The sequence below is a fragment of the Candidatus Defluviilinea proxima genome (genome assembly GCA_016721115.1).
Taxonomy (GTDB): Bacteria; Chloroflexota; Anaerolineae; order Anaerolineales; family Villigracilaceae; genus Defluviilinea; species Defluviilinea proxima.
This window is the reverse complement of sequence record JADKIW010000001.1, coordinates 3,935,115-3,960,748: the sequence shown is the minus strand read 5'-3', so window position 1 is coordinate 3,960,748 and position 25,634 is coordinate 3,935,115. Positions and strand designations below refer to the sequence as shown.

The following is a 25,634-nucleotide window of genomic DNA, read 5'->3' as shown; positions in this document are numbered from 1 at the left end:
CGGATGTTCTCCTCTAGTTAGAATGAACTTACTTTTTCGAGTTCCCGTACAAGCTCAAGGTCTTCGGGTAGGTCGAGATCCAAACCCAGGGAAGGGAGCTCCACGATCTCAAGCCTTGCACCCGCTTCTCTTGCCCGTTCACAGTGTCTTTGGAACGAGTCATCACCGAAGTCGTACTCGATCAACCCGGCAGGCGATATCAACAAGGCGTTCGTGCCTTTGCGGTGTCTGTCGGGTGCGATCACGACCACGGGAGCGTCACCGGCTCTCTCAATTAATGTTAGCACATCTTCATGCGATATCAAAGGAAGGTCCGCAGGCAGTATCAGCACCCCGCGCGTCGCGTATATCTTTGCGACCACAGTGGCGCGTGTAAGCGCTGTGTTTAAGTGCGGTTGTCCCTCCTCTTGCACTGTCCGTGCTCCGTGCTGGCGTGCGATGTGCAGTGCATTTGGATCACGGCTCACCACGAGCACCTGCTCCAATTCTTTCAGCCCGGTCAATGTTTTCAATGTACGTTGCAAAAGGGATTGATTCAACTCCGCCCGTTCATCTTCTGTCAGTGTTCCAGCCAAACGTGACTTACCGCGCCTCAATGGCTTTACAGGTACGATTGCCCACAGTGTCATACTGTTGCTCCGATAAAATTGATTATGTCCATTGCAAGTTGTTTTCTATCGTCAGTGGTTCTCATTATAGTATTGGTGATGAGAGTTTGCATATTTAAATCCCTCACACTTTGGTCAAGTGGCGTATCAATTTTGTCAAGTACAAACCCTCGCACAAGTCCGCGATAATGATTTGCTACAGCCAGCGCCGAAGGTTCGATTCCCAACTCACGATACATCTTCGCCGCAGGTCCTTTGATGGTCTCGCCTCCGATGATCGGCGATACTGCATAAACAGGCTTTTCAATCTTTTGGATGACTCGCAGGATCGGGTCAACGCTTACCCACGGATTTGATGGGCAAACGATCACTGCATCAGCAGATGTAATCGCTTCAAGCGCCCCCGAAACTGGTTCAGCGACATCAGCCCCTTCAAATCTGAACCCTTTTACGCGCGGCTCACACCGCTTGTGGACAAAGTATTCCTGAAATGCGAGTTCGCCTTCATCTGTTTCGACGATTGTCCTCACCGGTTGGTCAGACATCGGCAGGACAGTATGCTCAATTCCCCAAGACTTACAGAAGTCTCTTGTGATCTGGCTGAGCGAAGCCCCTTCTTTCAACCTTCGAGTTCGTTCAAGATGGGTCCCCAGATCTTGATCGCCCAAGTTGAACCATGCAGGCCCACCGAGTCTCTTGGCATTTTCTATAACCTGCCATGTCTCGTTGACTCTACCCCAGCCTGTTTCAGGATTTGCTAACCCTGCCAGCGTATAACAAACCGTATCCAAATCGGGACAAATATACAGCCCGTAGTGTTCAAAGTCATCGCCTGTGTTGACAATGATAGTTAATTCTTCAGGCTTGAGTATCTGGGCAAGTCCGTGTGCGAGTTTTGCGCCACCGACTCCACCGGCTAATGCGACGATTTTCAATTGGACGGTAGACGATGGACGATGGACGGTGGTCTCAGAATTCATTGGTTTCATATAAGATTGAACTCTCGCTTATTCTTTTATTTGTTTTGGAAAGTGACTTGCGAAAAGCATGTAATTTCTTGGCAAGTTCTTGTGCCTTTAGGTCAATTTGACTTATGTATGCCTGCTCAGTTACATAGTTTCGACGGGAAATAATTCTTTGACATGCAACAGTTTCGATAAGAGAACGTATTGCCATGCTCAAAAACCGACTTTGTTCTGCATCACTTTGGCTGTGGAGCCTTCCGCGATATTTAGGGTGATCGATGTGGCCGCACGTGTTATTTGTGATTTCAGGTTATAACGCTCTGCATCGGGCAGTTTTTCAGCTAGCTCGTACATTAAGTCAACATAATCCAGTGCCATCTGCCATACCTCAAGATTTTCGAACTTGAAAGCCATGTTTTCCTCCTTCAATTCACACGGTCTACGGTCTATCGTCTATGGTCATTGGTGTACATTACAGCTATAGTTTTTACATCTTTCAATGTTTTCTCTTTTGGCGACCCATCTGGATACCCAACAAAGAACATCGCTTGAGGTTCCCATGTTTCAGGTAACGTAAGCACGCTTTGAATTGTTTCCGGCACGAATAGCGGACTGCACACCCAAACCCCGCCGAGACCTTCTGCGTGGGCGGCGAGGAGCAGTTGCATCCCTGCATTGGCTACGGATTGCGTTGCCATCAGGTATTCTGCTTTTTTTCTTTTCTTGTCTGGGTAAACATCCATTTCGCTCATGTCGAGATTGAGGGTAATAACGACAGGCGCAGAGATGATCCGTTCACGGGAACGGGCGATTCGTTTTTGAATTTCTTCGGAGGGAATGCTGTCTTTTTCAAGATCGTGTGCGAACTCAACGGCCATCGCATCCGCAAGTTTTGTTTTGACAGATGAATCGGTCACCACGGCAAACCTCCATGGCTGACGGTTGTGCGCGGAGGGGGCGAAGGTGGCAGTGTGGAGAATGTTCTCGATAACCGAATCAGGCACAGGGTCCGGTTTGAAGCGGCGGATCGAGCGACGAGTCCGCAAGAAGTTGTGGAGGTCAGTTGTGCTTGTCAAAGTGAGTCGGCTTGATCTTGAAGATGATCCGCTTTTGGGTTTCCCGATAAGTCCAGGGTTCGTTGTCGTAACGGAGCGAAAGCTTGTTGATGTGCTCATCAGCGCCTTCTGTGGTGTAGCCGACTACTTCGCCGCGAATGCCAAGATACCGATAGGTTTCGTTGGGGTCTTGAATGGTCATGCCCACTTTGGGACGCGCCTTCATGTTGCGGTCTTTCACACGACCCTCGTTGGTGTTGATGAGAATATATTCGCCATCGATATCAAACCAGACCGGTGTGACTTGCGGTGAACCATCGGGCATGATGGTCGCAAGAAACAATAAGGCTTTTGATTTTTCGTTGAGAAGGTCTTGGAATTCTTCAGGAAAATTCATCTTGGCTCCATGATGTTTGGGATGAATAACGTGAGCATTTCGTTGTTGAAGTTTCTGATGACTTGAACGTCTTCGTTCGTACATCCGATCAGTAACTTAATTTCTGCATCGCGTTTCATCTTATCAAATGTGCATAAGATTCCTGTTAAAGTTTTTGTTTGAAGAGAACCCATCCATATATCTATGCCGTCACCATCGCTGGCGGTTGTGTTTTCAAGGTAACCATAATCAAGCGGATAGATGAGTTGTGGGTAACGTGGATGGGGGGTGCCTTTTGGTCTGTCGATGATGGCCTTGTTGGTGACGATCAGTTGTTCCATTCCTTGCCAGAAACGAGTATCAAATTCCATGTTTTACATCCTACGTTTAGCGGAATAAATCTTGCTCTTTCGGGCGGATCAATTCTTTGAGCGATCCTTCGCGCAGTGGATAGGGGAACCCTCGTACATGGACAATGGGCGTCCCTTCTGCGGCTTGTCCCATGACCAGTGATGCGGCGGCGGCGAGTTCATCGGCCACGCCCACTTGCGTGACTTGCAGTGTATATCCAAAGAGATCAGGTTTGCCGCGCAAGTCTTCGAGGCCAGGCAGGCCAGAAATACCAATGGCGATGCCAACGGTCCCATTGCGCCATGCACGTCCGTGCGAATCAATGATTAGGATGCCGACTCGTTTGCCTGTTTTGGATTGGATTGCATCTCGCATCTTTCTGGACGAGAGGTCTGGATCTTGCGGAAGGAGCAGGACCCAATCTTCGTTATTCAGACTTCCGAAGTCTCTTAAGCCTTCGGAAGTCTGTTCGGGATTTACGTTGGAATGATCGATCCCTGCGTTAGCGCAGACAAAACCGAGCTTATGTTCCACAATGATCGCACCGACGCGTACTCGCAAGACCTCGTTGCTTTCTTGTAGGATGAGTTCGATGACACGAGCATCTTTCTGCGTCTGTTCCGCAAGTTCGATGGCGCGTTGCGAAGGCGTGACTGTTGCGAGATTCACCGTCCGGCCTTCGGCTTTGGAGATAACCTTTTGTGCGAAGACTAAAATATCGTTATCTTCAAGTTGTACGTTGGTTTCTTTGAGGGAATTAACAACAATATCCGCCAAGTTGTCGTCTCGGCGGATAAGGGGAATGGTTTGTAATGGGGTAAGGGTAAGGGGCATAGTAAAACAGGTAATTGGTAAATGGGAAATTACCGTTTACCAATTACGATTTTTTTGAAACTCCCGTGATCTTGATGCCTGCATGGGTAGAGCCGTGTTGTTTGTTGATGTTGATCAATACACTTGTCAGGCCTTCTACGACAACGGAGTTTTCGATGGGGCCAGCGTCCCAGCCTGTCAGCCCAGCGGCTTCGACAAGCATGATGGCTTCGGCGCGGGCTTCCTTGCTTGAGCCGGTGACGAGTACATCGCATTCAACCTCTCCGTTATCATCCATCAAGCGTTCATAGGAGACGTTCTGGAAAGCGGCGACCACTTGAACATCATCGCCAAGGATTTCTTTCGCTTCTTGTGCCGCAGAACCGGCAGGAGGCATTTGGACCTTTGTCACTTTGGGTGGCACGAGTGGAACAGTGGCATCGATCAGTAATTTACCCTTGAGCGCGTCCTTTACGCTTTCGAGCGTTTCGCGGTGTGCGGAATAGGGTACGGTTAGGACAACAATCTCTGCCAGTTGCGCGGCTTCAAGGTTGGACGTCCCTACGACAGATGAGGAACCCTCTGATAATTCCATGATCTCAGATGCGGCAGTAACGGCGCGCTCCGAGGAACGTGAGCCGATCAGAACTTTATAACCAGCCTTTGCCCAGCGAAAGGCGAGTCCTTTGCCTTCTTTTCCTGTCCCGCCGAGCACGGCAATTGTCAGTAACAGTGGTGCTTTTTCTTCCATCAGTATCTCCTCTATAAGACCTTTCCAACTTCTTTTTCGTATCTCCCCCAGACCTTCGGGGCGATCTCGCGGGCTTTTGCTCCGATTTCTTCTTCGTCCAGCGTGAGCAGTTCACGATCCTTCATCAGGATTTTTCCAGCGACAATCGTTGTGGTGACCATGCTTTGCTGAAAGCCAAAGATAATATGCCACGGAAGGTTGCCAGCGGTCAATGGCGTATTGGGAGAATAGTTTACAAAAATAATATCCGCAAATGCGCCTGGAATAAGTTGACCTATCGTTGCAGATGGGAAGAAGACATTTGCCAGTGCGGCATTGTTGTAAATAGCCATTTGCGCTACATCGTATCCGCCCATGCGACGCGGATCGCGGTGATGGGCTTTATGTAGCAGATAGGCTGTTTTCCATTCATCCCACATGGCATTGGAGAAGCCATCGTTTCCCAAGCAGACCTTGATGCCTGCACGCATCATCGATTCAATGGGTGCCACGCCGACACCGTTATTCATATTTGAGCGTGGTTGATGAGAAAGCCATGTGCCAGTCTCTGCAAGGATCTGCATCTCACGCGCATCGAAGTGGACGCCGTGGGCGGTGATGGTTTTGGTACCAAGGATGCCATGCCTTTGTAAACGGTCGATCACACGCAAACCAGATCTATTCAAGCTATCGTATTCGTCCGATTCATGTTCGGCGGTGTGAACGTGGAAGCCGATATCGTCAGGCACAGATTGGCGGCACAAGGCTAGAGATGAGTCAGAAAGTGTCAGGCTGGCATGCAGGCCGAAGGTCCCAGCGAGAAGCGGGCTTTTCGTCTTCTTGATAAAGCGGACGTTTTCCTGAATCCCTGCCTTCATTTTTGCTTCGCCATCGCGGTCTGTCACTTCGTAGCAAAGCACGGCACGCAAACCAGCATGTTCTACTTCGTTGGCGATGATATCGAGCGATCCGTCTATCGCGTTGGGCGAGGCGTGATGATCGATGAGTGTTGTTGTGCCATGTTTGATCGCGTCGACGAGGCAGGGGAGAACGGAGTATTGGATGCTCTCCGCGTCAAGCGACCGATCAAGCGGCCACCACAACTTTTGCAGTATCTCAGGGAAGTCTTTCGGTGCAGGCCCGGGGATGGCCATGCCGCGTGCATAAGCGCCATAAAAATGTGTGTGGGCACAGATATTGCCCGGCATCACATATTGACCGCGTGCATCGAGCTTTTCTTCGTTGGGATATTTGGCTATGAGTTTTTGAGTTGCGTCAATTTCGCGGATGCGGTCATTCTCGATGAGAATGGCCTGGTCTTCGATGATGTGATTTTCTTTTTCCCACGTGATGATCGTTGCGTTGGTGATGAGCATGTTAGCCGAGACCGAATTGATTGGGATGCGGGATGTTCATGCCGTTTGCGGCAATCTCCTGCACGGCGAGGAAGGAAGCTTCGCTGATCTCAGGGTCTTCACCGTATACGCCGTTGTAGAGTGCGCCCACGATGCCTTCGTTAGCGTTGCGTTTGAGATAATTGATGGCGGCAAGACGTTGTTCGACACTTCCGTGTTTGAAAGCAGCAACCAGAACTTCGGTGGCAGGGCCACCACGCGGAATGCCTACGCCTTGTTTGCTGGCGAACTCAATCACCCAGGGAGTTTCAGATGGCGGAGTCAATTTTTTAGGAACACGTGGGTCGCGTTTCGTGATCTCTTCCACGTATTGGTTGGCGAGGTTGCGAACTGCCCATTGGTCGTCTTCCACTTGCATGACTTGGAGTTTCTCGAGTGCCCAGGGTTGTTCTACGCGGGCCAGACCATGCACAGCGGCGCGCCGGACCATGATGTCGGTAAGTGAAGCGGCTTCTCTGAGTGTTTCGTGGCCTTCTTTGGGATCATTCGCCAAAGCTTGGGCGGCGGCGCGACGTAATTCTTCATCGCCGTTAAGTAAGGCGCGTGCAACGGCCTCGAGCGATTGATCCATGCCGATGGCGACCAATGCGAAACAAGCCGCGCGTTGAACGGAGCCGGGAGCCTGCAGGACTTGTTCGAGAATAGGCACGGCTTTTCTATCGCGCAGGGCACCACATCCCAATGCGGCCAAAGGAATGACCTCAAAGGAGCGTGAGTTCAATAATTGACGGAACAAGGTTGTTGCGCCGGGATCTCCACTGGCAACAAAAGCGGCCATGGCTTTTGCGCGCAGGGTGACGGGTTGTCCTTCCGCTTGCATGATGGACAATAAACTGGCAAACACTTTTGCGCGCCACTTGGCATCCTTGGGGGCATCACGGAGCCAGCGAGCAACTGTGAAAGTTCCGCTATGAAGCGGGACACTGGATTCTTTTAGTAAGATATCAGCCACAACAGATGCATCAGCGCGTGCGGCCAAATATTTCAATGCCAAAATTTTGCCATCCCAATCTGCTTGTGCGAGCAGGCTGGTATCGGCATCGTTATCGCCAACGGCTTGCCCTGCAAGATATCCATTGAACACAGGATGCAAGAAACGCATCTTTTCGTTGGGGTGCATGACGAGCAATCCGCTATCGACCATTTTGCTGAGCAAACCATAGGAGGGGACAGCTGAACTCGCTTTTGATTTTTTGATGCGAATCTTCTGCGATTCGGTCAGCGGGAGAGGGCTACCCGTATCTGTGGTTGAAACAGTCTCGGCGCTTTCAATGGATTTGTCTTCGACAATATCGTATTGCTTAACCCATCCACGGGCTTTGCTAGGATCGAAGATCGGTTGTGAGGTGAGAACTACTTGCATGGCAAGCAATTCCAGCGCGGCGACGGGCGTTCCGCTTGGGGCAACGCGACGGAGATGTGTCGCGATGAAGTCGAGAACGCGCGAGCCCAAGCCGTCACCGGCGTAGGCGGCCCATACTTTGAGAGTCAGTTCTAAGGGAGTCAGACCCGTGTTGTCGATTGCAAGCCATTCGTTGAGCAGAATCGGATCCACTTCGTTGGTGGATGATGGGTTCGTTTGAGAGACGGAGCGCGTCCACGCCTCGCCCCATTTTTGGATAAAGTCTGAAGATGTGCGTGGTTTCCACGACATCAATGCCAGCGGACTGAAACCTAAACTGATCAACCCGTTTAACTGATTGGGTGTGCCGGTGGTTACGATGCGGGTTCCGGGGTAGGTATCCATGACGGCCTTGAACCATGCCGCAACATCGGTTTGGGTTTGCGTATCTACTTCGTCAAAGCCATCGATCAGCAGGAGTGCGGCGCCGGTATTAAACGAAAGTTTGATGAAATCTGGAAGTTTTCGCAGATCGAACATGGGAGCACGTTCAGATGCTGCGCTGATGACAGGGGTTAGTACATCTTTGGTTGGGTCAAAGGGAAGTTGCAGGTCTGCAATGTGATAATGGAAGGGGACTGCGTCCCTCGGTCCTAATTGGATCTGGAGGTTGGCGGCCAATGAAGCGAGATGTGCGAGTGCGACAGTTTTTCCTGTCCCAGCCGCGCCGACGATAACAATGTTCGTTTCACCGGTAACTGCCTCGATCAGATTCAATGTTGGCGCGCGATAAATGGCCGCCAATTCAGGCCAGTCGGGCATATAAGGCAGAGTCTGCGAAATGACATCTTCCTGAATGTTTGTGGCGCCGGGTTCCACTTGCATGGGGGGAGCAAGTAGTTTTGGTTCTTCTAAGAGTTCATTGAGGGCAAATAGTTGGGCGGCCAGGTGCATTCCCTGAGCACGGCGCAGGGTAAGCCTGCGGTGGTTATCTTCCAACCCGCTCGTGCGGCGGACTTGGGCTTCCTCACTCTTTACTTTTGCATTTTCGCGGATCTGTTTGAGCAGTGGCAATGTGCGCTGGAGCAGTATTGTGGAAACAATACCGAGGACAAAACCGATTGCGAATGCGAGAGTGGTTGAAGTCATTGTTGTATGATCGTCTCGTGGATTGGGTTAACCAGCATAGATGATTCTGCCACAAGTTGGACAATAAAATAATTGCGAATTCGAACGAGCGGTTTGCTGTTGTGATGGGGTAAAGGTGGTGCCGCAGGCATCACAAGCATCGCTCATGGTGGTGACTGCCACGCCTCGTTTTTGCTGGCGCAGACGGTCGTAGATGGTGATCATCTGGTTTTCGATGTTGCCGATTACGGCTTTGCGTTCTGAATCGAGGCTTTCCAGATCTTTGTTAAGCACATCGCTTTCGTGGGTCAGGTCGATGTTCTGGTCTTTCAAGTTTGCCTGCACGCGTTGTAATTTTTCATTGGCCGCTTGCAGGGATTTTTCTGCGTCTTCGAATTGGATCATCACTTCCAACTCGCGTTCTTCCAACGTGACCAGATGTTTCTTTAACGAGACAATTTCCATTTGCAGGTCTTGCAATTCCTTTGGGTTGTGGACTTGTCCGCTATACAGGTTGGATTCGGTCTGTTCGATCTTGATGCGTTGCTTCTCGAAATCGGCTTCGCTTTGTTTCAAGGCGTTGTTGGCTTCTTTGTGTAAGGCGTCAGCTTTGGCAACGGCCTCTTTGGCGGCACGCAGTTCCAGGTCATTTTCGAGCGTCTCACGGATGGATTTCAAGCGTGCTTGAATCTGATCCATCTTGCTGTCTACTTGTTGTAATCGGTAAAGTCCCAGTGCCGCACTCATAGTTCGATTATACCCGTCACGGTTACAAATTGCTTATGGAGAGGGTAAGTTATAAAAATTGTAAACAGCCTGTGAGAGTTGCGCGAACATGGCTGAGATGGGCTCCCAAACGGTTTGGATGGGATGATAGGCATAGATCACGAGTACATAGTTTCCACCGGGCGTATACACAATGGCGGAATCGCTGATGTTCTGGATGACGCCTGTAGCCGGGTCGCTGATCCAGCCGTGTTTGTGGGCAACACGTGTCCCTTCGGGAACGCCCGCCTCGATCAGGACCCCGATCTTGTCTGACGCGAGGTAATCGACCATCTGCTTACAGATTTGACTCGTAATAGTCGTTGGGTAGGCCGCGATCAAAGCGCCGCCACCATCCTCTGCACATTGATAAAGGTCTGCGAGCAACATACCGGCATCGGAGGGTGTGGTTTGGTTGAAAGGATCAGGGTCGGTGAACACATCCGCTCGCTGATTGGCCGGGGTGTTGAATCTCTGTAAGAGAGGGCATGGGTTGTCTGGGCTACAGAAAAAGCCTGCCAAAAAGGTATTTTCCAGCCCGATCTTTTTCATATCCTCCGTCACAATGAGCGGACCACGCAAGGCGTCCAGCCCTTCCATGATGCGGTCAGACGCGGGGTTCTCCGATTTGAGGATCATATTTGAGATCAAGGTCGAAGACTTTTCATCCAGTGCGGCGGAACCGTATTTGATGAAATATGAAACCATGATCGGTATCTTGATCGTGCTGGATGCTGTGAAGGCTACATCAGGATTGACCGGGATCGTTTGTCCCTTATCCATCGCAAAGTGGACTTCCTGTCCGTTTTGGAGGTCGAGCAGGTAGATGCCGATCACGCCATCGTAATCGGCCACGAGAATGTTTTGTTGAAGCAATATCTCAAGGTTCTGCATCGTAGGCCGCGAGGCGGTGCTTTGTTGATAAGAAAGTACAACGGAACGGTTGGTGGGCGAACGTAAAGTGTCTTCGATCAGACGTACCGCACGTGTAGTATCAAGAACGCGGCCGGGTTCACCGGGCAAAAATGTTGTCCCTCCCGGAACAGGTTGCGCGGGGGTGGGAGGCTCATCGTAGCGGGCCGAGATCTCATTTTGCAGATAGGCGACCAAACGTTCCTCATCGACTTTACTGCTTAGGGGAATTTCAACAGCGGTTGGATTGCGGTTCCAGAGGTAATCCCAAAACCCGCCCCAGAAGGAGCCGCCTGTCCGCTCAAGGTCTGCGGCGGCGATCATGCTATCCATATCCAGCTCAAAGCCGACTACGGAAGGCTCAATTTGCATGACTGCATTGCCGTATTGCACTTCGATGGGGGATGTGTAAACCTGTAAAACACGTTCTGATGCGATCTGTGGATTTACGCCCCCAACGGGAACGCCGCCGATGGTCATGCCGCCCGGATAATTGTTGCGGGTGCGGCTGTAACCGATCAGGGCTATGATCGTGATCACGATGGCGATGGTCAGAAACGCGATGGAAATACCGCGTAAAACAGGTATGGAACTACGACTTCTCAAAGCTTCACCTCATGCCTCACTTTGTAATGGTATCCAGAAAGTGAGTTTAGTAATGGAAAAAGTATAACACTCAAATTTTGCGTTTGTGCTAGAATAATTTTGTAACTTATAGACCCTAAAGGAACGCTTTGCGGAACCCTTTAGGGTTTGAAAATTCTTTCTTGGGATGGGACGATGTTTCGCTCTTTTCTTATTTATTTGTCCAAAGCCGCATGGGCGCAAAAACTGGTGACCAATTGGAGTTTTGCGTGGCAGGCGGCTTCTCGATTTGTTGCAGGCGAAAAAGTGGAAGACGCCGTTCGTGTCGTTAGCGAGTTGAACGCCAAAGGGATCAATGCCACGCTCGACCATTTGGGGGAACATACATCCACGGCTGAAGAGGCCGACAAAGCAACCGAAGATATTCTTGCCATTTTCAATGAAATAGATAAATCAGGGGTTAAAGCCAATGTTTCGATCAAACTGACTCAGATCGGCATGGGACTTGACGAAGAGATCTGCAGGCAGAATCTTGTCCGTATTCTTGAGCAGGTCAAGAAACACGATAACTTCATCCGCATCGACATGGAAGACACACCCTACACCGATGTGACCTTATCCCTCTATCAATCTTTGCTGGAGCGCGGATTTAACACCAATGATGTTGGTCTGGTGATCCAGTCCTACCTCTTCCGTTCCGAAGCGGACACACGTGCTTTGCTCGAAAAAGGCACTCGCATTCGCCTTGTCAAAGGCGCATATAAAGAACCACCTGACAAGGCTTTCCCCAAGAAAGCAGATACCGATGCAAATTATGATCTTCTCACCAAGATCATGATCGATGAAGCGCTCAAGATCGAAAAGAATACCCTAAGCACCGATGGACGCACGCCGCCCATCCCTGCTATTGGCTCGCACGATGAGAAACGTATCTTGTTCGCAAAACAATATGCTGAAAAAGTGGGTCTTCCAAAAACAGCCATTGAATTTCAAATGCTCTACGGCATTCGCCGCGATTTACAGGAACAACTTGTGAAAGAAGGTTACCCCGTCCGCGTGTATGTTCCCTTCGGCACGCATTGGTATCCTTATTTCATGCGCCGCCTTGCTGAACGTCCTGCAAACATTTGGTTCTTCATCTCCAACTTCTTCCGCAAATAAATTAGTGTTTACGTAGGGGCGGGTCTCAGCCCCGCCCTACGTTTATAATAGGGGCATGTCTCCTCTCGCTCTCGTCACTGGCGCCGCACATCGACTTGGAAAAGCCTTCGCCTTGACGCTTGCCAGCGCTGGATACGATATCGTCCTTCATTACCATTCCTCCACTGACGAAGCGCTTCAGACCAAGGCGGAAATTGAATCTCTTTCAAGAAGCGTTGTCCTTGCCCAAGCCGACCTCACGAACCCCAGCGAGATCTATTCCCTCCTCTCGAATTTTGAATCTCTAAACGTTCTCGTCAACTCTGCGGCTTTCATGCCAAATGGAGACGTGGACTCGCTCTCCATCGAGAGTTGGGACACATCCCTTGACCTCAACTTGCGTGCACCTTTTCTCCTCGCGCAGGAGTGTGCCAAAAAAATGGTCGCTGGCGGACTCATCGTCAACATCACGGACGTGGGCGCACAAAAGGCATGGAGTCGTTATCCCTCATACACGGTCAGCAAAGCCGCATTGGAGTCGTTGACCAAAATCCTCGCGCGTGCCCTAGCGCCGAAAATACGGGTCAATGCCATCGCTCCGGGCTTTGTCTTGCAATCGGACATTGTCCCTGCCGAAGAGTGGGAAAGGCTGATCGGACGGATCCCGCTCAAACGTCCAGCAAGAAGCGAAGAAATTACATCCGCCCTTGAATTTTTGTTACGCAATGAATATGTCACCGGGCAAACCATTGTTGTGGATGGGGGTTATTCATTGATATAGTCTTCGCGCTGAGCGGAGCGTAGCGCAGTCGAAGCGCATTTCTAAAGGAGAGAACCATGTCCGAGCTCAATGAATTGGCTGATAAGTTGAAGTCTGAAGGCGATAAGTTCTTTGCTTTGTTTGCAGGTTTAGCTGATGCACAATGGCAGTCACAGGTTTACACCGAAGGCGAAACATGGACGATACGTAACGTGCTCGCGCACTTCGTCACCTCTGAGCGCGGACTGGTGAAACTCTTTGAGCGTATTCGCCTGACAGGTGAAGGAGCGGCTGAAGATTTTTCCATTGACCGTTACAACGCGGCCCAACAGGAAAAGACAAGAAGCCTGCCTCCTCAGGAATTGTTGGAACAATACAAAGCTATTCGCGCTGATTCAATCGCATGGACTTTATCATTGGAAGAATCGGACTTGGAGAAAAAAGGACGACATCCATACCTCGGTGTGACAACCTTGCGCGAGATGATCAAGATGTTGTATGTTCACAACCAAGTTCATTATCGTGATATGAAGAAAGCGATGAAATAATTTCCGCGCTGAGCGGAGCGGTAGCGCAGTCGAAGCGCATTTAACCTGAATACATAAAATTATTTTGTAATGTATCCTTCGACTACGTCTCTTCGCTATCGCTCAGAGCCTCCGCTCAGGACGAAAATGAATCTTTCTCCCTTCAAACTCGAACGTTACTTTGCCAAATACGAATTTAATACCGAATACCTGCTCTGTTCCTCAGATTGTGAGGCCATGTCCATCGCGGACTTGCTTGCACTCGAGGAAGGTGCGAGCGAGAAATTTCAAAGCGTATGGTTAGGGTATACCGAATCGCAGGGAAGCCCCTCTTTGCGTAAAGAGATTTCCAAAGTTTACGAAACGATTCAATCCGAAGAGATTTTGGTCCACGCAGGTGCGGAAGAAGCCATTTTCCTTTTTATGCATGCGGTATTAAAACAAGGTGACCATGTCATTGTTCATGCACCATGTTATCAATCGCTGATCGAGATCGCCAAATCCATCGGCTGTGATGTCAGTCTGTGGCTGGCGCGTGAAGAGAATAACTGGGCCTTGGACTTGGACGAACTCAAAAAACTTCTTCGCCCCAACACGAAGGCTATTATTATCAACACGCCACACAACCCGACGGGTTATCTCATGTCCCGTGCGGACTTTGATTTTGTCAACCGATTTGCGCAAGAGAACGACCTTCTTTTGTTCTGCGACGAAGTCTATCGAGAATCCGAATATGACCCGTCCACATGTCTGCCTGCGGCGTGTGACATGGGGGAGCACGCTGTCTCGTTGGGAGTTACATCCAAAACTTATGGCCTCGCCGGTCTCCGCATCGGATGGATCGCCACAAAGAATAAAAGAATCTATAACGCAATGGCCTCGCTGAAAGACTACACCACGATCTGCAACTCTGCTCCAAGCGAATTTCTGGCCGAAGTCGCCATGCGAAACAGACACAAACTCATCGAACGCAATCTTGGTATTATTAAGAGCAATCTCGCTGTAATGGACGAATTCTTCATTCGTCATTCTTCCATCTTCAATTGGATACGTCCACAAGCAGGCTCAATGGGTTTCCCAAAACTACTTAACGGCGGCATCGAAGACTTTTGTGATAAGGTTGTCCGTGAAGTTGGAGTTCTTCTCTTGCCTGGAACGATGTACGACGACACGGGTAACCACTTCCGCGTTGGGCTGGGACGGAAGAATCTTCCGCAGGCGGTTGATCGGCTGGAAAAATTCTTATGATATTTGCGCTCTATCGAGATGCTTGGCATGTAATAAAAGAGAATAAAGCATTTATTCTTCTATTTCTTTTGACCTATTTATCTTCTATACCCCGTGGCAACGATGTGGATTTTTCACTTTGGGCTATTTGTGGATATTGGCCTGTAACTTTGTTCCTGAGCCTGTATTCGGAATTGTATTTGATCGGGATGGTAATTAAGTATAAAAATCCGCTAATCCAAATTAATTCTCCGTCAAAGCTGGCTCAAAAGTATATTTGGAAAAGTCTGTTGGTTACCATTGTTACATTCTTCTGGATGTTGATTGTATTAGGATTGCCTTATGTCTTAATAGGTGTTGTTCGTGATCTGATGTCTGGGATAATGCTATGGAGTATTAATTTTGTTTGGAGTATTTTGTTGAACTTGATAATTTTTGGCTTATTTAATTTGGGAGTAATTATTCTGGTAACTAGGCATTCAATAGCTTTAGAAAGTCCTGCCCTAGGATTCTTGGAAGTATTTAAAAACTTCAGTCACTATCTTAAAGTGTATCTACTTACTATTGTGGTGTCATATTTGCCAATATTTATTTCTGCGATATTATTGGTGTTCAGGCAGGGTATAGGTTTTATGGTTGCAGATACGTCGTTTTCACTTAATCCATATGAAAGTACTTATAGATTGTTGTTTCATTCTGATGCAAAATTGTTTTTCGCTTTGATGTTCGTAGGATTGTATATGATGCAGAAAGTCGTTATGACTTTGTCGTATTTTAGTCGACCAAGATTACCTGACCTTAACTTTTCAAGTTCTACCTCTGCCTAAATGCTAAAACTCACCCGTCCTCTCCACCTTCTCTTCGCTGCGCTGACCTACTCTCTCGGCGCGAGCATCGCCAACTACCTTGGCGAGACCTTCCGTGCTGGCTCCTTTTGGCTTGGGCTTTTCGGAGTCATCCTCGCCCAATTGACCATGTCTTTGCTCCCCGAGATTTTCCGTCTCGATGTGGAACCTCTTTCTGAAGATGAAACACGCATCCAAAGGCAGACACTGCGTAACAATCTCCTATACATCTCCATTGCGTCCCTTGCTTCGCTCGCGCTCATCTTCTATGCATTGTTCGCAACCAAGCAACTTCCTGTTTCCTCCTTCTTCCTGCTTGGGATCTCACTTGTACTCATCCTCGTATACTCCATCCCTCCATTTCATTTCATCAATCGTGGCTTTGGCGAGATTCTTCTTGCCATTCATCTGGCGTACGTTTTCCCCTCTATTGCATTCGTTCTTCAATCGGGTAACGTTCACCGTTTCCTAGCCATCACCATTCCTCTTACATTCCTCGCCTTCGCTTACTTCCTCATCACGGACTTTCAATCCTTTGCACAGGATCAAAAACTCCGTCGCATCACATTCCTCACGCGCCTCGGCTGGGAGCATGTTGTCCCGTTCCATAATATCTTCGTCATCTTCGCCTACATCTTTTTTCTCGCCATGCCTGCCTTCGGTCTTACACTGTCCTTGCTTTGGCCCGCCTTCCTCACGCTTCCCTTCGCTCTTTATCAAATTTTCCAACTACGCAACATCTCGCTCGGCCTGCCTCCTAACTGGATGATCCTCCATGCGACTGCCCTCGCCGTCTTTGGTCTCACCGTTTACTTCCTCACTCTGACGTTCTGGATTCGATAAACGACTTATGCCCGAATTCCTGACTCTTCTCCCTCCAGACCAAGCGCGGGACTTAATGCTCTCGCATCTTTCTTACCCGTTGCCTGATTCTGAATCAATTGACGTTGTCCATGCTTTGAATCGGATTCTCGCCCAAGACATCCTTGCCCCTCATCCTCTCCCTGACTTCCAACGCTCCACCGTAGACGGCTACGCCGTCCGCGCGAGTGATACACATGGCGCCTCTGACTCTCTGCCAGCCTACTCGACTCTCATCGGCGAAGTCCCAATGGGAGATGCTCCCTCGTTTGAGATTACACAAGGTCAATGTGCATTGATCCATACTGGCGGCATGTTACCGAGTGGGGCAGATGCTGTGGTGATGTTGGAATATACACAAACAATCGGTAGGGATGGGCAGCTGCCCATCCCTACAAAAGGTGAAATCGAGATTTCTCGCGCTGTTGCCAATGGCGAAAACGTTATCCGCATCGGAGAAGATGTGGCGCAGGGACAACTCGTTCTCCCCAAAGGGACTCTCATCCGTCCCGCAGAAATCGGCGGGTTGCTTGCACTAGGATTTACAAGTTTGCGCGTAGCCAGATTGGTAAGTATCGGGGTGTTGTCAACGGGCGATGAAGTGATCGACCCGAGTCAAACTCCGCGACCAGGGCAGGTGAGAGATATCAACTCGTATACATTGTCAGCGCTTATTGAGAAAAGTGGGGGTGTAGCAAAACGTTATGGGATTATCAGCGACCAGTTTGAAGCGTTGAAAGAAGCGGCGGCGAAGGCGCTATCCGAATGTGACGTGGTTATTATCACCGCTGGTTCGTCTGCATCCACAAGAGATATGACTGCCGATGTGATCCGTCAATTGGGTGAGCCCGGTGTTCTCGTGCATGGAATCAACACCCGCCCCGGCAAACCGACCATTCTCGGTGTGTGCAATGGTAAAGCTGTGATTGGTCTGCCCGGCAACCCCGTCAGCGCCTTGGTGAATGGATATTTGTTTGTTGTGCCAGTCATTGAGAAATTGTTGGGTGCACTTCCCAAACCCAAAGCTACTGTTCAAGCGATACTAACGGTTAATCTCCCATCTCAAGCGGGCAGAGAAGACTGGATACCAGTCAAGCTAATCGTCAATCGTCAATCGTCAACCGTCAATTACAGCGCTGATCCCATCTTCGGTAAAAGCAACTTGATCTTCACGCTGGCAAGTGCAGATGGTTTGTTACGCATTCACCCCGATGCAACGGGGTTATCGGCGGGGGAAATGGTAGAAGTGGTTTTAATTTAAAGGGTACAACAGATAAACTCAGGAGTTATTTATGCTTGAATTGTTCAATAAGCCAGTTGGATTCTTTTTGCTTATTATGACGATCATCCTCATCACGCCATTGCTTTCTGAGCGTGTGAGATTGCCTGGCATTGTGGGCATCATTATTGGTGGTATGCTCATCGGCCCGCATGGCTTCGGTCTTTTGCAGGACAATGACCGTATCCAGTTCCTTTCCACGATTGGGTTGGTGTACCTCATGTTCAGTGCGGGTTTGGAAGTGGATATCAACCAGTTCATGAAAGTACGCACCCGTGCACTGGTCTTTGGCATAATCACGTTCACATTTCCTCAACTCATGGGCATGGGGCTTGGTTACATTCTTGGCCTTGATTGGCTTGGCATGATTTTGCTGGGCTCTGCTTTTGCATCGCACACACTCATTGCATTTCCCATCCTCACCAAACTTGGTGTCACACGCAATGAAGCGATTGCTGTGACTACAGGCGCGACCGTTCTGACCGATATTGGCGCATTCATTGTCCTTGCAGTTGTCCTCGGCGCAAAATCAGGAGACGGTATTTCGGTCGGCTATTTTATTCAACTCCTTGTCATGTTGACTATTTTTACGGCCGCGATTATTTTTGGTTTGCCTCGTCTTGGCAAACTCATTTTTCAAAAATTGACAGGACGTGCCCTCGAGTTCCAATTTGTGATCGTGGCCCTTTTTGTTGCAGCTTTCACCGCTGAACTTATTGGCGTTCATGAAGTTGTCGGCGCATTCATCGCAGGGCTGGCGGTCAATTCCATGCTTCCTCGTCACAGTCCTGTTACGGGGCATGTGCTTTTCATTGGCGAATCATTTTTTATCCCCATCTTTCTTCTATACAGTGGCCTTATCACAGACCCGCTTACGTTCCTCAAGAGTCCACAGACGATCATTGTTGCTATTGGCGTGACCATTGTCGCCTATGTTTCCAAGCTCGTTGCGGCGTGGGTTACTGCAAAAATATACAAATACACTCGCTCAGAATTTTGGACCGTGTATGGTCTATCCCATGCGCAAGCCGCAGTGACGATCCCAACTCTTGTGATCGGATTAAATACTGGACTTTTTGATACCACCCTTTTCAATGCCGCGATCTTGATGATCCTCCTCACTTCGATCACATCTCCTCTCATCGTCCAGCGCTTCGCTCCTACCCTGCGTGTTGCTGATGTGGACAATGGGCATATCCCTCTCTTTGGCAGGATCCTCGTACCGATTGCAGACGTGAAGCAGGCTGAAGGGCTTGTCATGTTGGCGAGTTTGCTTGCCCGCCAATCTAACGGAAAGGTCCTTGCTGTCAGCGTTGCACGTGATATGGGGCTTGCCAACGATAGCAGTTTTCATATCCATAAAGATATGCTCGGTCGTGTCTACGAAGCGTTAAACGACCCCGAAACTGAGCTTGAACTCATACCGCGTATTGCGGCCTCGCATGCGCAGGGAATCCTCCATACGGCAAATGAGACAAGTGCATCTCTGATCCTTATGGGGTGGCGCGGCAGACGTACACTACGCGAGAACGTGCTTGGTTCTGTATTGGATGAAGTTGTTTGGGGTTCCGATACACCTGTCATGATCGGCAAGCTTGAATTGCCATTGAATAGTATGCAACGAGTCATATTTATCATCCCTGCAAAAGCTGTTCCATTGATCGTTCTGCGCCGTATGTTGGAAGCGAACCTGATGTTGGCAAAATCTCTTGGGATTCCTCTTGTGTTACGCCCTGACAAAAGTTACTTGCAGGCCGCTGAAGCGTTGCTGACTTCCCTTGACTCAGATCACCCAGTCAGTATTGAGCCTCTTGTCGATCAGCTGAAACCCGCTGCACTCGAACAGGAAAGTATCGATAACTTCATTGTTGTGCCTGGTTTTGGCTCCCGTAAACGTGTTGCGGATACATTAGGCAACCTACCCGAACAACTCGCTAAATCCTTTGATGGCAACCTGGCGATTCTGCACTTCGATAAATAGCTATTGCGATCAAAACGGGATCTCTTTTCCAGCCCCTTGTCTGATCGCTTTTTGATAGACCAAATTTGCTGCAACTAGATCTTCCATGGCATGCCCCATGGACTTATAAAGCGTCGCCTCTTTTTCAGACGTTCGACCGGCTCGCTGTTTCGATAGAACTTCTCCCAACTCCGTGCCTGTCTCTGGGTTCAGCCCTTGCAACTCAGAACATCCAACAGGCGGATCGCTGAATGCAACTTTGGATTCAACGAAGATACGACTTGCTTCCACGACATCTCTCGGCAACTCGCCTCCCGGCGGACGATAGCCAACAGACGAGATATGTACTCCCTGTTTGAGCCACTTTGATTCAATAACGGGTTCAAGCGAGGATGTGCATAAGCAGACGATATCCGCTTGGGAGACGGCTGTTCGGACAGAATCAACTGCATGGGCGCGTGAGTCGTGGGCGGCTAAGGCTTGGGCGTGAGCAAGGTTTCTCGAAGCGATCCAAATCTTTTCGATGCCGACCAGAGTCTCAATCATCTTTAAATGCGCATGACCTAACACTCCCACGCCGATGATGGCGAGCGATTTGCTGTTTGCGCGTGCGAGATGTTTGATGGAAAGGATCGCGCCTGCGGCGGTGCGCATGGCGGTGATGTGTTCGCCATCCATGAAGGCGAGGGGTGTGCCTGTGTCCGAGTCGAAGAGGGTGATGGTGGCTTGATGGGCTGGGACGGTTTGATTCTCGTGAAAGACGGTGACGAGTTTGACGGACATGTTTCGCCCGGGCATGCCAACGAGTACGCCTTTCGGTGCGATGGCTTGGTTGCGCGGCGGCACGTCCAGCTGGCCTGCGCTGAGGGCTTTGAATCCATCTTCAAGCGCGGTGAGGAGTTCGTGTGGGTTGAGGAGTTGTTCTACTTCTTTTCGAGAGAGGATGAGCATGGAAAATCCTTTGACGATTGACCGTGGACGATGGACTATGGCAGAGATGGTCTATCGTCCATCGTCTATGGTCTAACTACCAAATATCTCCAACTGTAAACCCGTTGGGATACGGGTCACTGGGGTCAACGACGAATTGATTGATGCCAGTGATCCATGCCGTGCCGCCGATGGTGGGGACAATGGCTTTGTATGTACCGACTTGTGTCTCTTCAATGAGCCGACCTGTAAAGAGTGTTCCCAGAATCCCTTCGTGGATGAAATCTTGATTCAATCCAAGTTGACCGCGTGCGTAGAGTGTTGCCATTTTGGCGCATGTGCCTGTGCCGCACGGCGAGCGGTCAATGACGCCTGTCCATGTGGATGGTTTATTCCAATCGAGTTTGCCCGTTGAGACGGTGACCACATTCTTACGGTGTGCTTGTGGATGTGTCGGCGGCGCGGAGAGTTGTCCGATGGTGGGACCTGTGATCTCGGGGTTATCAGGATGCACCACAGGATATTGTTCTGCTGTTGCAGTCTTGACCATCTCTGTAATACGAGTGATATCCTTGCCTTCATCGGGTGTTAGTTGTAGGTCAAATTGACTTGCATCAGCAATCGCATAGAACATCCCACCCCAAGCCACATCCACTTTGACTGTGCCGAGCGTGGGGACTTCCACGTTCACATCGAGATGCAGGCAAATGCAGGGACATTCTTGAACGTGACCTGTGTGACCTTGCCGTCCTTGCACTCTGCACGGATTCCCACCAATCCTGCTGGCGCTTCAAGAATGAACTCGGTCACTGGTTCTTTCATCGGGAGCATGCCCGTCTCTAAAAGTGCTGTCGCCACGCAGATGGTGTTTGTCCCAGACATAGGAGGGTATTCAGTCTGCTCCATAATGATGAAGCCTGCGTCTGCATCGGGGTGAGTGGGTGGCATGATGATGTTGGCGCACAGTGCAGGGTATCCGCGTGGCTCACGCAACATGCGCAGACGTAGGTTATCGAGATTCTTCTCGAAGTATTTCATTTTCTCAAACATTGTTTTGCCAGGGACATCCAGCACTCCGCCTGTGATGACTCTCCCTGGCTCGCCGCAGGCGTGCAGGTCAATGGCTGTGATCATGTTGGTGATGCGCATAGTTTCCTCCAATGCTCATGTTCAATCTTTATAATGGACACCTTTGTTGGTTTTCCACTCCACTTCCCATATTTTATGGGACGGATTCCCCGCAACTTTTGCAATGTTGTATTTCCACAGACCACAATGTTTATTTTTCAGTGTTATCTCACTTATTTTTTTATCTACAAGCATAATAGCATTTTCTTTTTCATCTTTTATGCATGCAATGTATTCTGTCCATCCCATGCGGACGAAGAATCCTTCTTGAAAACCTAAGAAAGCCTGCCTGCCCAATTCGATGACTTCATCCACTTCTGAATCGGGGATGTTTAGTTCATGTAGGCTCTCTGTGATTACCAAACAAACAGTCAGCCATTCTCCAGCCTGTAGGTCCATGAACTGAATTTTTTGTAAGAACTCGTCTCGTGATAATTCGGCAACCATTGAAGGTGTCCTTGATAGACCTCCGAGTTCTTCAAGAACTCGGAGGTCTGGCTTATTGCCACGGCAACTTATTCAAATCTACATTGCCGCCACTGAGGATGACGCCAACTTTCAGACCAGAGAGATCGATCTTCTTTTCCCACAGCACTGCGATAACAGTTGCGGCAGATGGTTCGATGATGATCTTGGCACGTTCCCAGATGAACTTCATTGAGGCGATGATGCCCTGCTCGCTGACAGTGACGATCTGCTCGACGTTTTGTTGGATGATGGGGAAGTCTATTGGTCCGAGCGAAGAGAGCAGGCCATCGGCAATGGACTTTGGATTTGTAGACGGAATGATATTGCCTGCCTGCATGGAGCGGAAGGCGTCGTCTGCCATTTCGGGTTCGGCGGCGATCACACGGACTTTGGGGTTGAGTCCTTTTGCGGCGATGGATGTGCCGCTCAAGAGTCCACCTCCGCCTACGGGGGTGATGACGGCGTCTAGGCTTGGGATAGTATCAAGCAACTCGAGAGTAGCAGTTCCTTGTCCAGATATGACGCGTTCGTCATTGTATGGATGGACGAAGTTGGCGCCTGTCTCCAGTCTGATCCGTTCCAAGGTACTTTCCCTCGCTTCAAGAGTCGGCTCGCAGTAGGTGATCTGTCCGCCGTAGCCAGCGACCGCATCCTTTTTGACCTGGGGCGCATTGCTTGGCATGACGATATAGGCAGGGATGCCGCGCATGCGTGCCGCGAGTGCGAGTGCTTGTGCGTGATTGCCTGATGAGTGAGTGCAGACTCCGCGTTTGGCTTCGTCATCGCTCAATGAATAGACTGCGTTGCATGCGCCACGAAATTTGAATGCGCCAACTTTTTGCATGTTCTCGCATTTGAGATAGACCTGTGCGCCGACGCGTTGATTGAGACTTTCGTTCGTGATGACTGGTGTGCGATGTATGTATGGTTTGATGCGTTCTGCGGCTTGCTGGATGTGGGTGAGGGTGACGGTCATGATAAATTCCTCTTGACCATGGACCAAAGACGGTAGACCATTATCTATCGTCCATTGTCATTGGTCCATGATCGAAAATCAATATCCTCTTTCAAAATCAACTTGATGCTTCAGTGGTTTACCTTCGATGTAAAGCTTATAGTTCTCAACAAATAACCCCACCATATCTTCAGGGTAACTCATTGCGGATGTGTGAAACGTGAGCAGGAGATTTGGCGCTGTCCAGAAGGGATGCTCTTCAGGCAACGGCTCCGGTTCTGTGACGTCGAGCACCGCACCTGCGATCTTGTTTTGCGTGAGCGCTTCCAGCAAAGCGGATGTGTCCACGGCGTTGCCCCGCCCAACGTTGATGAGAAGCGCGTGATGGGGAAGGGCATTAAGCACTTCGGCGTTGACAATGCTGGTGGTGCCGTCTGTTTTGGGGAGAACGACAATGAGATAATCCAAGCCTTTGGCAAACGACAGCACACCCTTCGAGTGCAATGAGCTGTCGGATTCCAAATTGTTAGGATGAAAATATCGATCTACATGTGTACTTGTCTCACTTCCCCGTGTATACCCCCAGACATTCATCTTGAAATGCTTGGCTGTCATGGCGATATGTGAGCCAATGGAGCCAACGCCGATCAAGCCTAGTGTTTTGCCGCGCAGTACGCCGCCATCTTGCTCGTCCCATTGTTTTTTGTGTTGTGCTTCTTGCCGTTCGGCGATGCGCTTCTTGTAATACAACATATATCCGAACACATACTCAGACATGGACTCACCGAAGACGTTCTTTGCGTTCGTCAGCACATAATCTCGTCGCAGGGACGGGTCCATTAACCATTCCACACCTGCCGACATGGTCTGCACCCATTTTAGATTGGGGAGATCATGGAAGACTTTTCTGATCTTGCCTGTGCCGCCAAAGACGATATCGCACTCTGGATTGAATTCAGTGAAGATCTCAAGGTCTGGCAGGTTTGCCTGTTTGAGGAGGTCGATATATTCTGTTGTGTTATCTGTAAGGAGAAGGAGTTTGGGCATGGGGGAATTATACACAGGCATCAGGGAATTCGTCGCAGGGGCGACCCTGTCAGTATATAAAACAAAGAGCCATGCAATACCTGCATGGCTCTTTGTTCGTTGATGGTATGTTAATTGCGGATCAGCCCCATGGCGACGATCAAGGCTACCGAACCTCCCACAGCGACTAGAAAGCCTGTGATGGTAAACCCTGTAGGGACGGGCATACCCAACGTGTTCATGATGCCCGCGCCGACAAAGGCACCGAACATACCGAGAACGACATTGGCAACACCGTTGATCTTGCGGTTCTTGCCTGTGATGATGCTGGCGACCCAACCTGCCAGCGCACCGAAGATGATCCAGATAATGAAGTTAACCATGTGTGCCTCCGAATAAAAAATGTTGAACGAAGGTGGATTATAAAGCTTACTGACACAAATTCATAATGTGCTACGCACATGTCACACCGCATTCTTGTTGTGGATGATGAACCGTCTGTCGCGGATTTGAGCGCCTACAATCTCCGCAAGCCTCTGTATGTATGATGTGCAGGTACTTCGCGAAATGCCTGAAAACGCTACAGACCCCCCAACATCTAGTGCGTGCTTTGTTAGTCGCTTTTTGCCTTTCGAGCAACAACTTGGAAATAACGAGCCAAAAGTTTGTACGGATGAAGTTCCGTAAGAGCACATTCAAGGCGTTCAATTTGCTCGAAAATCACAGGATTTGATTTGCGCTCATTATCTCCCCAGTAATCACATAAGCAACGAATACCGTAGTCAGCTTCTGGAATAACGCCTACATTTTCTAACAGTTCTTCGATTTCATCCGCACAATAATTCGTCATAACTGCGTCAAATATTTTGGCTTTTGTTGTTCGAGTGTTGAGCTGAGCAAGCGCTTCTGTAAGGTCATTATACAAAAATGCGGCATGATACGGTGTTGAAAACCGATTAATGCTAATGATAGAAACTACCCCATCAGGTTTGAGTAACTTTGAGAAGTTTTTGATAAGTGAGGGGACATCATCAACGTATTGAAGAACATTGTGGCACAGAATTAAGTCAAATTGACCATCAGAGAACAAATCGGAAATATTTTTTACATCGGTCAAATGAGTTGTGATGTATTCTTGAATATTTCCTTGAACGGCTTGGTTTTGAACATCCGCAAGCATTTCTTGTGAATAGTCAACAATATCCACGTGATGACCTTGCTTTGCAAATGGAATTGCGTCAAGACCATTTCCGCCGCCTACATCGAGAATTTTCATCTGATTTTGCCCAAGATGTTTTGATAAATTGGATTGCCCTAATTTGTACTTCAATTTTGCCCAGGGCAAATCCATTTCTTGCTTCCACCTTGTGATTTTGCTATCAAACTCGGTTGCAGTTGTAGACATTGCTTTCCCTTCTTTACTCTGGAAGATAGCGGCTAACGGATTGCGTTACACGCACTAAGGCTGGGACAGCGAAGCCGT

General features: G+C 49.4%; 27 protein-coding genes and 1 pseudogene. 8 read left to right on the top strand and 20 right to left on the bottom strand.

Annotated elements, in window-relative coordinates; genetic code table 11:
• Positions 1-17 precede the first annotated feature (17 nt).
• The 13 genes from cofC to IPP66_18300 form a co-directional block, all read right to left on the bottom strand.
• Positions 18-629 carry a 2-phospho-L-lactate guanylyltransferase gene (gene cofC / locus IPP66_18360; GenBank protein ID MBK9927236.1) on the bottom strand — a complete coding sequence of 204 codons (612 nt, stop codon included), beginning with the start codon at positions 627-629 and terminating at the stop codon, positions 18-20.
• Positions 626-1,588, bottom strand: coding sequence for a 2-phospho-L-lactate transferase (locus tag IPP66_18355; GenBank protein MBK9927235.1), 963 nt, complete (start codon positions 1,586-1,588; stop codon positions 626-628). The genes cofC and IPP66_18355 overlap by 4 nt, the downstream gene beginning before the upstream one ends.
• Entirely contained in the window at positions 1,578-1,784 is a 207-nt protein-coding gene (locus tag IPP66_18350; GenBank protein ID MBK9927234.1) for a hypothetical protein, read from the bottom strand. The genes IPP66_18355 and IPP66_18350 overlap by 11 nt, the downstream gene beginning before the upstream one ends.
• A 2-nt stretch (positions 1,785-1,786) precedes the next feature.
• Complete coding sequence (locus IPP66_18345) at positions 1,787-1,987, bottom strand: four helix bundle protein (GenBank protein MBK9927233.1); 201 nt, start codon at positions 1,985-1,987, stop codon at positions 1,787-1,789.
• Positions 1,988-2,019: 32 nt separating this feature from the next.
• Positions 2,020-2,649, bottom strand: coding sequence for a nitroreductase family protein (locus IPP66_18340; protein ID MBK9927232.1), 630 nt, complete (start codon positions 2,647-2,649; stop codon positions 2,020-2,022).
• Entirely contained in the window at positions 2,633-3,025 is a 393-nt protein-coding gene (locus IPP66_18335; protein ID MBK9927231.1) for a PPOX class F420-dependent oxidoreductase, read from the bottom strand. Before IPP66_18335 ends, IPP66_18340 begins: the two co-directional genes overlap by 17 nt.
• Positions 3,022-3,375, bottom strand: a complete 354-nt coding sequence (locus IPP66_18330) for an inorganic pyrophosphatase (GenBank protein MBK9927230.1) — start codon at positions 3,373-3,375, stop codon at positions 3,022-3,024. Before IPP66_18330 ends, IPP66_18335 begins: the two co-directional genes overlap by 4 nt.
• Positions 3,376-3,391: 16 nt before the next feature.
• Positions 3,392-4,189, bottom strand: coding sequence for a coenzyme F420-0:L-glutamate ligase (gene cofE / locus IPP66_18325; protein ID MBK9927229.1), 798 nt, complete (start codon positions 4,187-4,189; stop codon positions 3,392-3,394).
• A gap of 43 nt (positions 4,190-4,232) precedes the next feature.
• Positions 4,233-4,919 carry an NADPH-dependent F420 reductase gene (gene npdG, locus IPP66_18320; protein MBK9927228.1) on the bottom strand — a complete coding sequence of 229 codons (687 nt, stop codon included), beginning with the start codon at positions 4,917-4,919 and terminating at the stop codon, positions 4,233-4,235.
• A gap of 11 nt (positions 4,920-4,930) precedes the next feature.
• Positions 4,931-6,274 (bottom strand): putative aminohydrolase SsnA, encoded by a 1,344-nt coding sequence (gene ssnA / locus IPP66_18315; GenBank protein MBK9927227.1) that lies wholly within the window; start codon positions 6,272-6,274, stop codon positions 4,931-4,933.
• A 1-nt stretch (position 6,275) separates the two neighbouring features.
• Entirely contained in the window at positions 6,276-8,804 is a 2,529-nt protein-coding gene (locus tag IPP66_18310; protein ID MBK9927226.1) for a HEAT repeat domain-containing protein, read from the bottom strand.
• A gap of 27 nt (positions 8,805-8,831) precedes the next feature.
• Positions 8,832-9,482, bottom strand: a complete 651-nt coding sequence (locus tag IPP66_18305; GenBank protein ID MBK9927225.1) for a hypothetical protein — start codon at positions 9,480-9,482, stop codon at positions 8,832-8,834.
• 81 nt (positions 9,483-9,563) lie between these two features.
• The gene (locus IPP66_18300; GenBank protein ID MBK9927224.1) at positions 9,564-11,066 is read right to left on the bottom strand and encodes a serine hydrolase; all 1,503 of its coding nucleotides are present in this window, start codon (positions 11,064-11,066) and stop codon (positions 9,564-9,566) included.
• Between the two features lie 174 nt (positions 11,067-11,240).
• Here IPP66_18300 and IPP66_18295 point away from each other — a divergent pair, with 174 nt between their 5' ends.
• From IPP66_18295 to IPP66_18260, 8 genes are all read left to right on the top strand, one after another.
• Positions 11,241-12,206, top strand: coding sequence for a proline dehydrogenase family protein (locus tag IPP66_18295; GenBank protein MBK9927223.1), 966 nt, complete (start codon positions 11,241-11,243; stop codon positions 12,204-12,206).
• 55 nt (positions 12,207-12,261) lie between these two features.
• Positions 12,262-12,966 (top strand): SDR family oxidoreductase, encoded by a 705-nt coding sequence (locus IPP66_18290; GenBank protein MBK9927222.1) that lies wholly within the window; start codon positions 12,262-12,264, stop codon positions 12,964-12,966.
• 56 nt (positions 12,967-13,022) lie between these two features.
• The gene (locus IPP66_18285; GenBank protein ID MBK9927221.1) at positions 13,023-13,493 is read left to right on the top strand and encodes a DinB family protein; all 471 of its coding nucleotides are present in this window, start codon (positions 13,023-13,025) and stop codon (positions 13,491-13,493) included.
• A 126-nt stretch (positions 13,494-13,619) separates the two neighbouring features.
• On the top strand, positions 13,620-14,720 hold the full coding sequence (locus IPP66_18280; protein MBK9927220.1) for an aminotransferase class I/II-fold pyridoxal phosphate-dependent enzyme: 1,101 nt from the start codon (positions 13,620-13,622) through the stop codon (positions 14,718-14,720).
• Positions 14,717-15,526, top strand: a complete 810-nt coding sequence (locus IPP66_18275; protein ID MBK9927219.1) for a hypothetical protein — start codon at positions 14,717-14,719, stop codon at positions 15,524-15,526. The genes IPP66_18280 and IPP66_18275 overlap by 4 nt, the downstream gene beginning before the upstream one ends.
• Positions 15,527-16,387, top strand: a complete 861-nt coding sequence (locus tag IPP66_18270; protein ID MBK9927218.1) for a prenyltransferase — start codon at positions 15,527-15,529, stop codon at positions 16,385-16,387.
• Between the two features lie 7 nt (positions 16,388-16,394).
• Entirely contained in the window at positions 16,395-17,666 is a 1,272-nt protein-coding gene (locus IPP66_18265; protein ID MBK9927217.1) for a molybdopterin molybdenumtransferase MoeA, read from the top strand.
• Between the two features lie 31 nt (positions 17,667-17,697).
• Positions 17,698-19,665, top strand: coding sequence for a cation:proton antiporter (locus IPP66_18260; GenBank protein ID MBK9927216.1), 1,968 nt, complete (start codon positions 17,698-17,700; stop codon positions 19,663-19,665).
• Between the two features lie 9 nt (positions 19,666-19,674).
• Here IPP66_18260 and IPP66_18255 read toward each other — a convergent pair whose 3' ends face one another.
• The 7 genes and pseudogenes from IPP66_18255 to IPP66_18225 all read right to left on the bottom strand — a co-directional run bounded on the left by IPP66_18255 (position 19,675) and on the right by IPP66_18225 (position 25,556).
• Positions 19,675-20,595: an ornithine cyclodeaminase family protein gene (locus IPP66_18255; GenBank protein ID MBK9927215.1), complete on the bottom strand. Its 921-nt coding sequence runs from the start codon at positions 20,593-20,595 to the stop codon at positions 19,675-19,677.
• 76 nt (positions 20,596-20,671) lie between these two features.
• A pseudogene (locus IPP66_18250) lies at positions 20,672-21,723 on the bottom strand (proline racemase family protein).
• A gap of 21 nt (positions 21,724-21,744) precedes the next feature.
• The gene (locus IPP66_18245; GenBank protein ID MBK9927214.1) at positions 21,745-22,149 is read right to left on the bottom strand and encodes a hypothetical protein; all 405 of its coding nucleotides are present in this window, start codon (positions 22,147-22,149) and stop codon (positions 21,745-21,747) included.
• Between the two features lie 52 nt (positions 22,150-22,201).
• Entirely contained in the window at positions 22,202-23,146 is a 945-nt protein-coding gene (locus IPP66_18240; GenBank protein MBK9927213.1) for a pyridoxal-phosphate dependent enzyme, read from the bottom strand.
• A 78-nt stretch (positions 23,147-23,224) separates the two neighbouring features.
• On the bottom strand, positions 23,225-24,172 hold the full coding sequence (locus IPP66_18235; GenBank protein ID MBK9927212.1) for a D-2-hydroxyacid dehydrogenase: 948 nt from the start codon (positions 24,170-24,172) through the stop codon (positions 23,225-23,227).
• Positions 24,173-24,282: 110 nt separating this feature from the next.
• On the bottom strand, positions 24,283-24,534 hold the full coding sequence (locus IPP66_18230; GenBank protein ID MBK9927211.1) for a GlsB/YeaQ/YmgE family stress response membrane protein: 252 nt from the start codon (positions 24,532-24,534) through the stop codon (positions 24,283-24,285).
• Between the two features lie 230 nt (positions 24,535-24,764).
• Positions 24,765-25,556, bottom strand: coding sequence for a methyltransferase domain-containing protein (locus IPP66_18225; GenBank protein ID MBK9927210.1), 792 nt, complete (start codon positions 25,554-25,556; stop codon positions 24,765-24,767).
• Between the last annotated feature and the right edge of the window lie 78 nt (positions 25,557-25,634).

Coding starts and splice junctions, on each gene's coding strand:
- ssnA (MBK9927227.1), bottom strand. CDS start 6,274: ATGCTCATCACCAACGCAACGATCATCACGTGGGAAAAAGAAAATCAC.
- IPP66_18255 (MBK9927215.1), bottom strand. CDS start 20,595: ATGCTCATCCTCTCTCGAAAAGAAGTAGAACAACTCCTCAACCCACAC.
- IPP66_18330 (MBK9927230.1), bottom strand. CDS start 3,375: ATGGAATTTGATACTCGTTTCTGGCAAGGAATGGAACAACTGATCGTC.
- IPP66_18275 (MBK9927219.1), top strand. CDS start 14,717: ATGATATTTGCGCTCTATCGAGATGCTTGGCATGTAATAAAAGAGAAT.
- IPP66_18345 (MBK9927233.1), bottom strand. CDS start 1,987: ATGGCTTTCAAGTTCGAAAATCTTGAGGTATGGCAGATGGCACTGGAT.
- IPP66_18355 (MBK9927235.1), bottom strand. CDS start 1,588: ATGAATTCTGAGACCACCGTCCATCGTCCATCGTCTACCGTCCAATTG.
- IPP66_18310 (MBK9927226.1), bottom strand. CDS start 8,804: ATGACTTCAACCACTCTCGCATTCGCAATCGGTTTTGTCCTCGGTATT.
- IPP66_18305 (MBK9927225.1), bottom strand. CDS start 9,482: ATGGATCAGATTCAAGCACGCTTGAAATCCATCCGTGAGACGCTCGAA.
- npdG (MBK9927228.1), bottom strand. CDS start 4,919: ATGGAAGAAAAAGCACCACTGTTACTGACAATTGCCGTGCTCGGCGGG.
- IPP66_18280 (MBK9927220.1), top strand. CDS start 13,620: ATGAATCTTTCTCCCTTCAAACTCGAACGTTACTTTGCCAAATACGAA.
- IPP66_18265 (MBK9927217.1), top strand. CDS start 16,395: ATGCCCGAATTCCTGACTCTTCTCCCTCCAGACCAAGCGCGGGACTTA.
- IPP66_18230 (MBK9927211.1), bottom strand. CDS start 24,534: ATGGTTAACTTCATTATCTGGATCATCTTCGGTGCGCTGGCAGGTTGG.
- IPP66_18240 (MBK9927213.1), bottom strand. CDS start 23,146: ATGACCGTCACCCTCACCCACATCCAGCAAGCCGCAGAACGCATCAAA.
- IPP66_18245 (MBK9927214.1), bottom strand. CDS start 22,149: ATGGTTGCCGAATTATCACGAGACGAGTTCTTACAAAAAATTCAGTTC.
- cofE (MBK9927229.1), bottom strand. CDS start 4,189: ATGCCCCTTACCCTTACCCCATTACAAACCATTCCCCTTATCCGCCGA.
- IPP66_18295 (MBK9927223.1), top strand. CDS start 11,241: ATGTTTCGCTCTTTTCTTATTTATTTGTCCAAAGCCGCATGGGCGCAA.
- IPP66_18260 (MBK9927216.1), top strand. CDS start 17,698: ATGCTTGAATTGTTCAATAAGCCAGTTGGATTCTTTTTGCTTATTATG.
- IPP66_18270 (MBK9927218.1), top strand. CDS start 15,527: ATGCTAAAACTCACCCGTCCTCTCCACCTTCTCTTCGCTGCGCTGACC.
- IPP66_18285 (MBK9927221.1), top strand. CDS start 13,023: ATGTCCGAGCTCAATGAATTGGCTGATAAGTTGAAGTCTGAAGGCGAT.
- IPP66_18350 (MBK9927234.1), bottom strand. CDS start 1,784: ATGGCAATACGTTCTCTTATCGAAACTGTTGCATGTCAAAGAATTATT.
- IPP66_18290 (MBK9927222.1), top strand. CDS start 12,262: ATGTCTCCTCTCGCTCTCGTCACTGGCGCCGCACATCGACTTGGAAAA.
- IPP66_18235 (MBK9927212.1), bottom strand. CDS start 24,172: ATGCCCAAACTCCTTCTCCTTACAGATAACACAACAGAATATATCGAC.
- cofC (MBK9927236.1), bottom strand. CDS start 629: ATGACACTGTGGGCAATCGTACCTGTAAAGCCATTGAGGCGCGGTAAG.
- IPP66_18335 (MBK9927231.1), bottom strand. CDS start 3,025: ATGAATTTTCCTGAAGAATTCCAAGACCTTCTCAACGAAAAATCAAAA.
- IPP66_18225 (MBK9927210.1), bottom strand. CDS start 25,556: ATGTCTACAACTGCAACCGAGTTTGATAGCAAAATCACAAGGTGGAAG.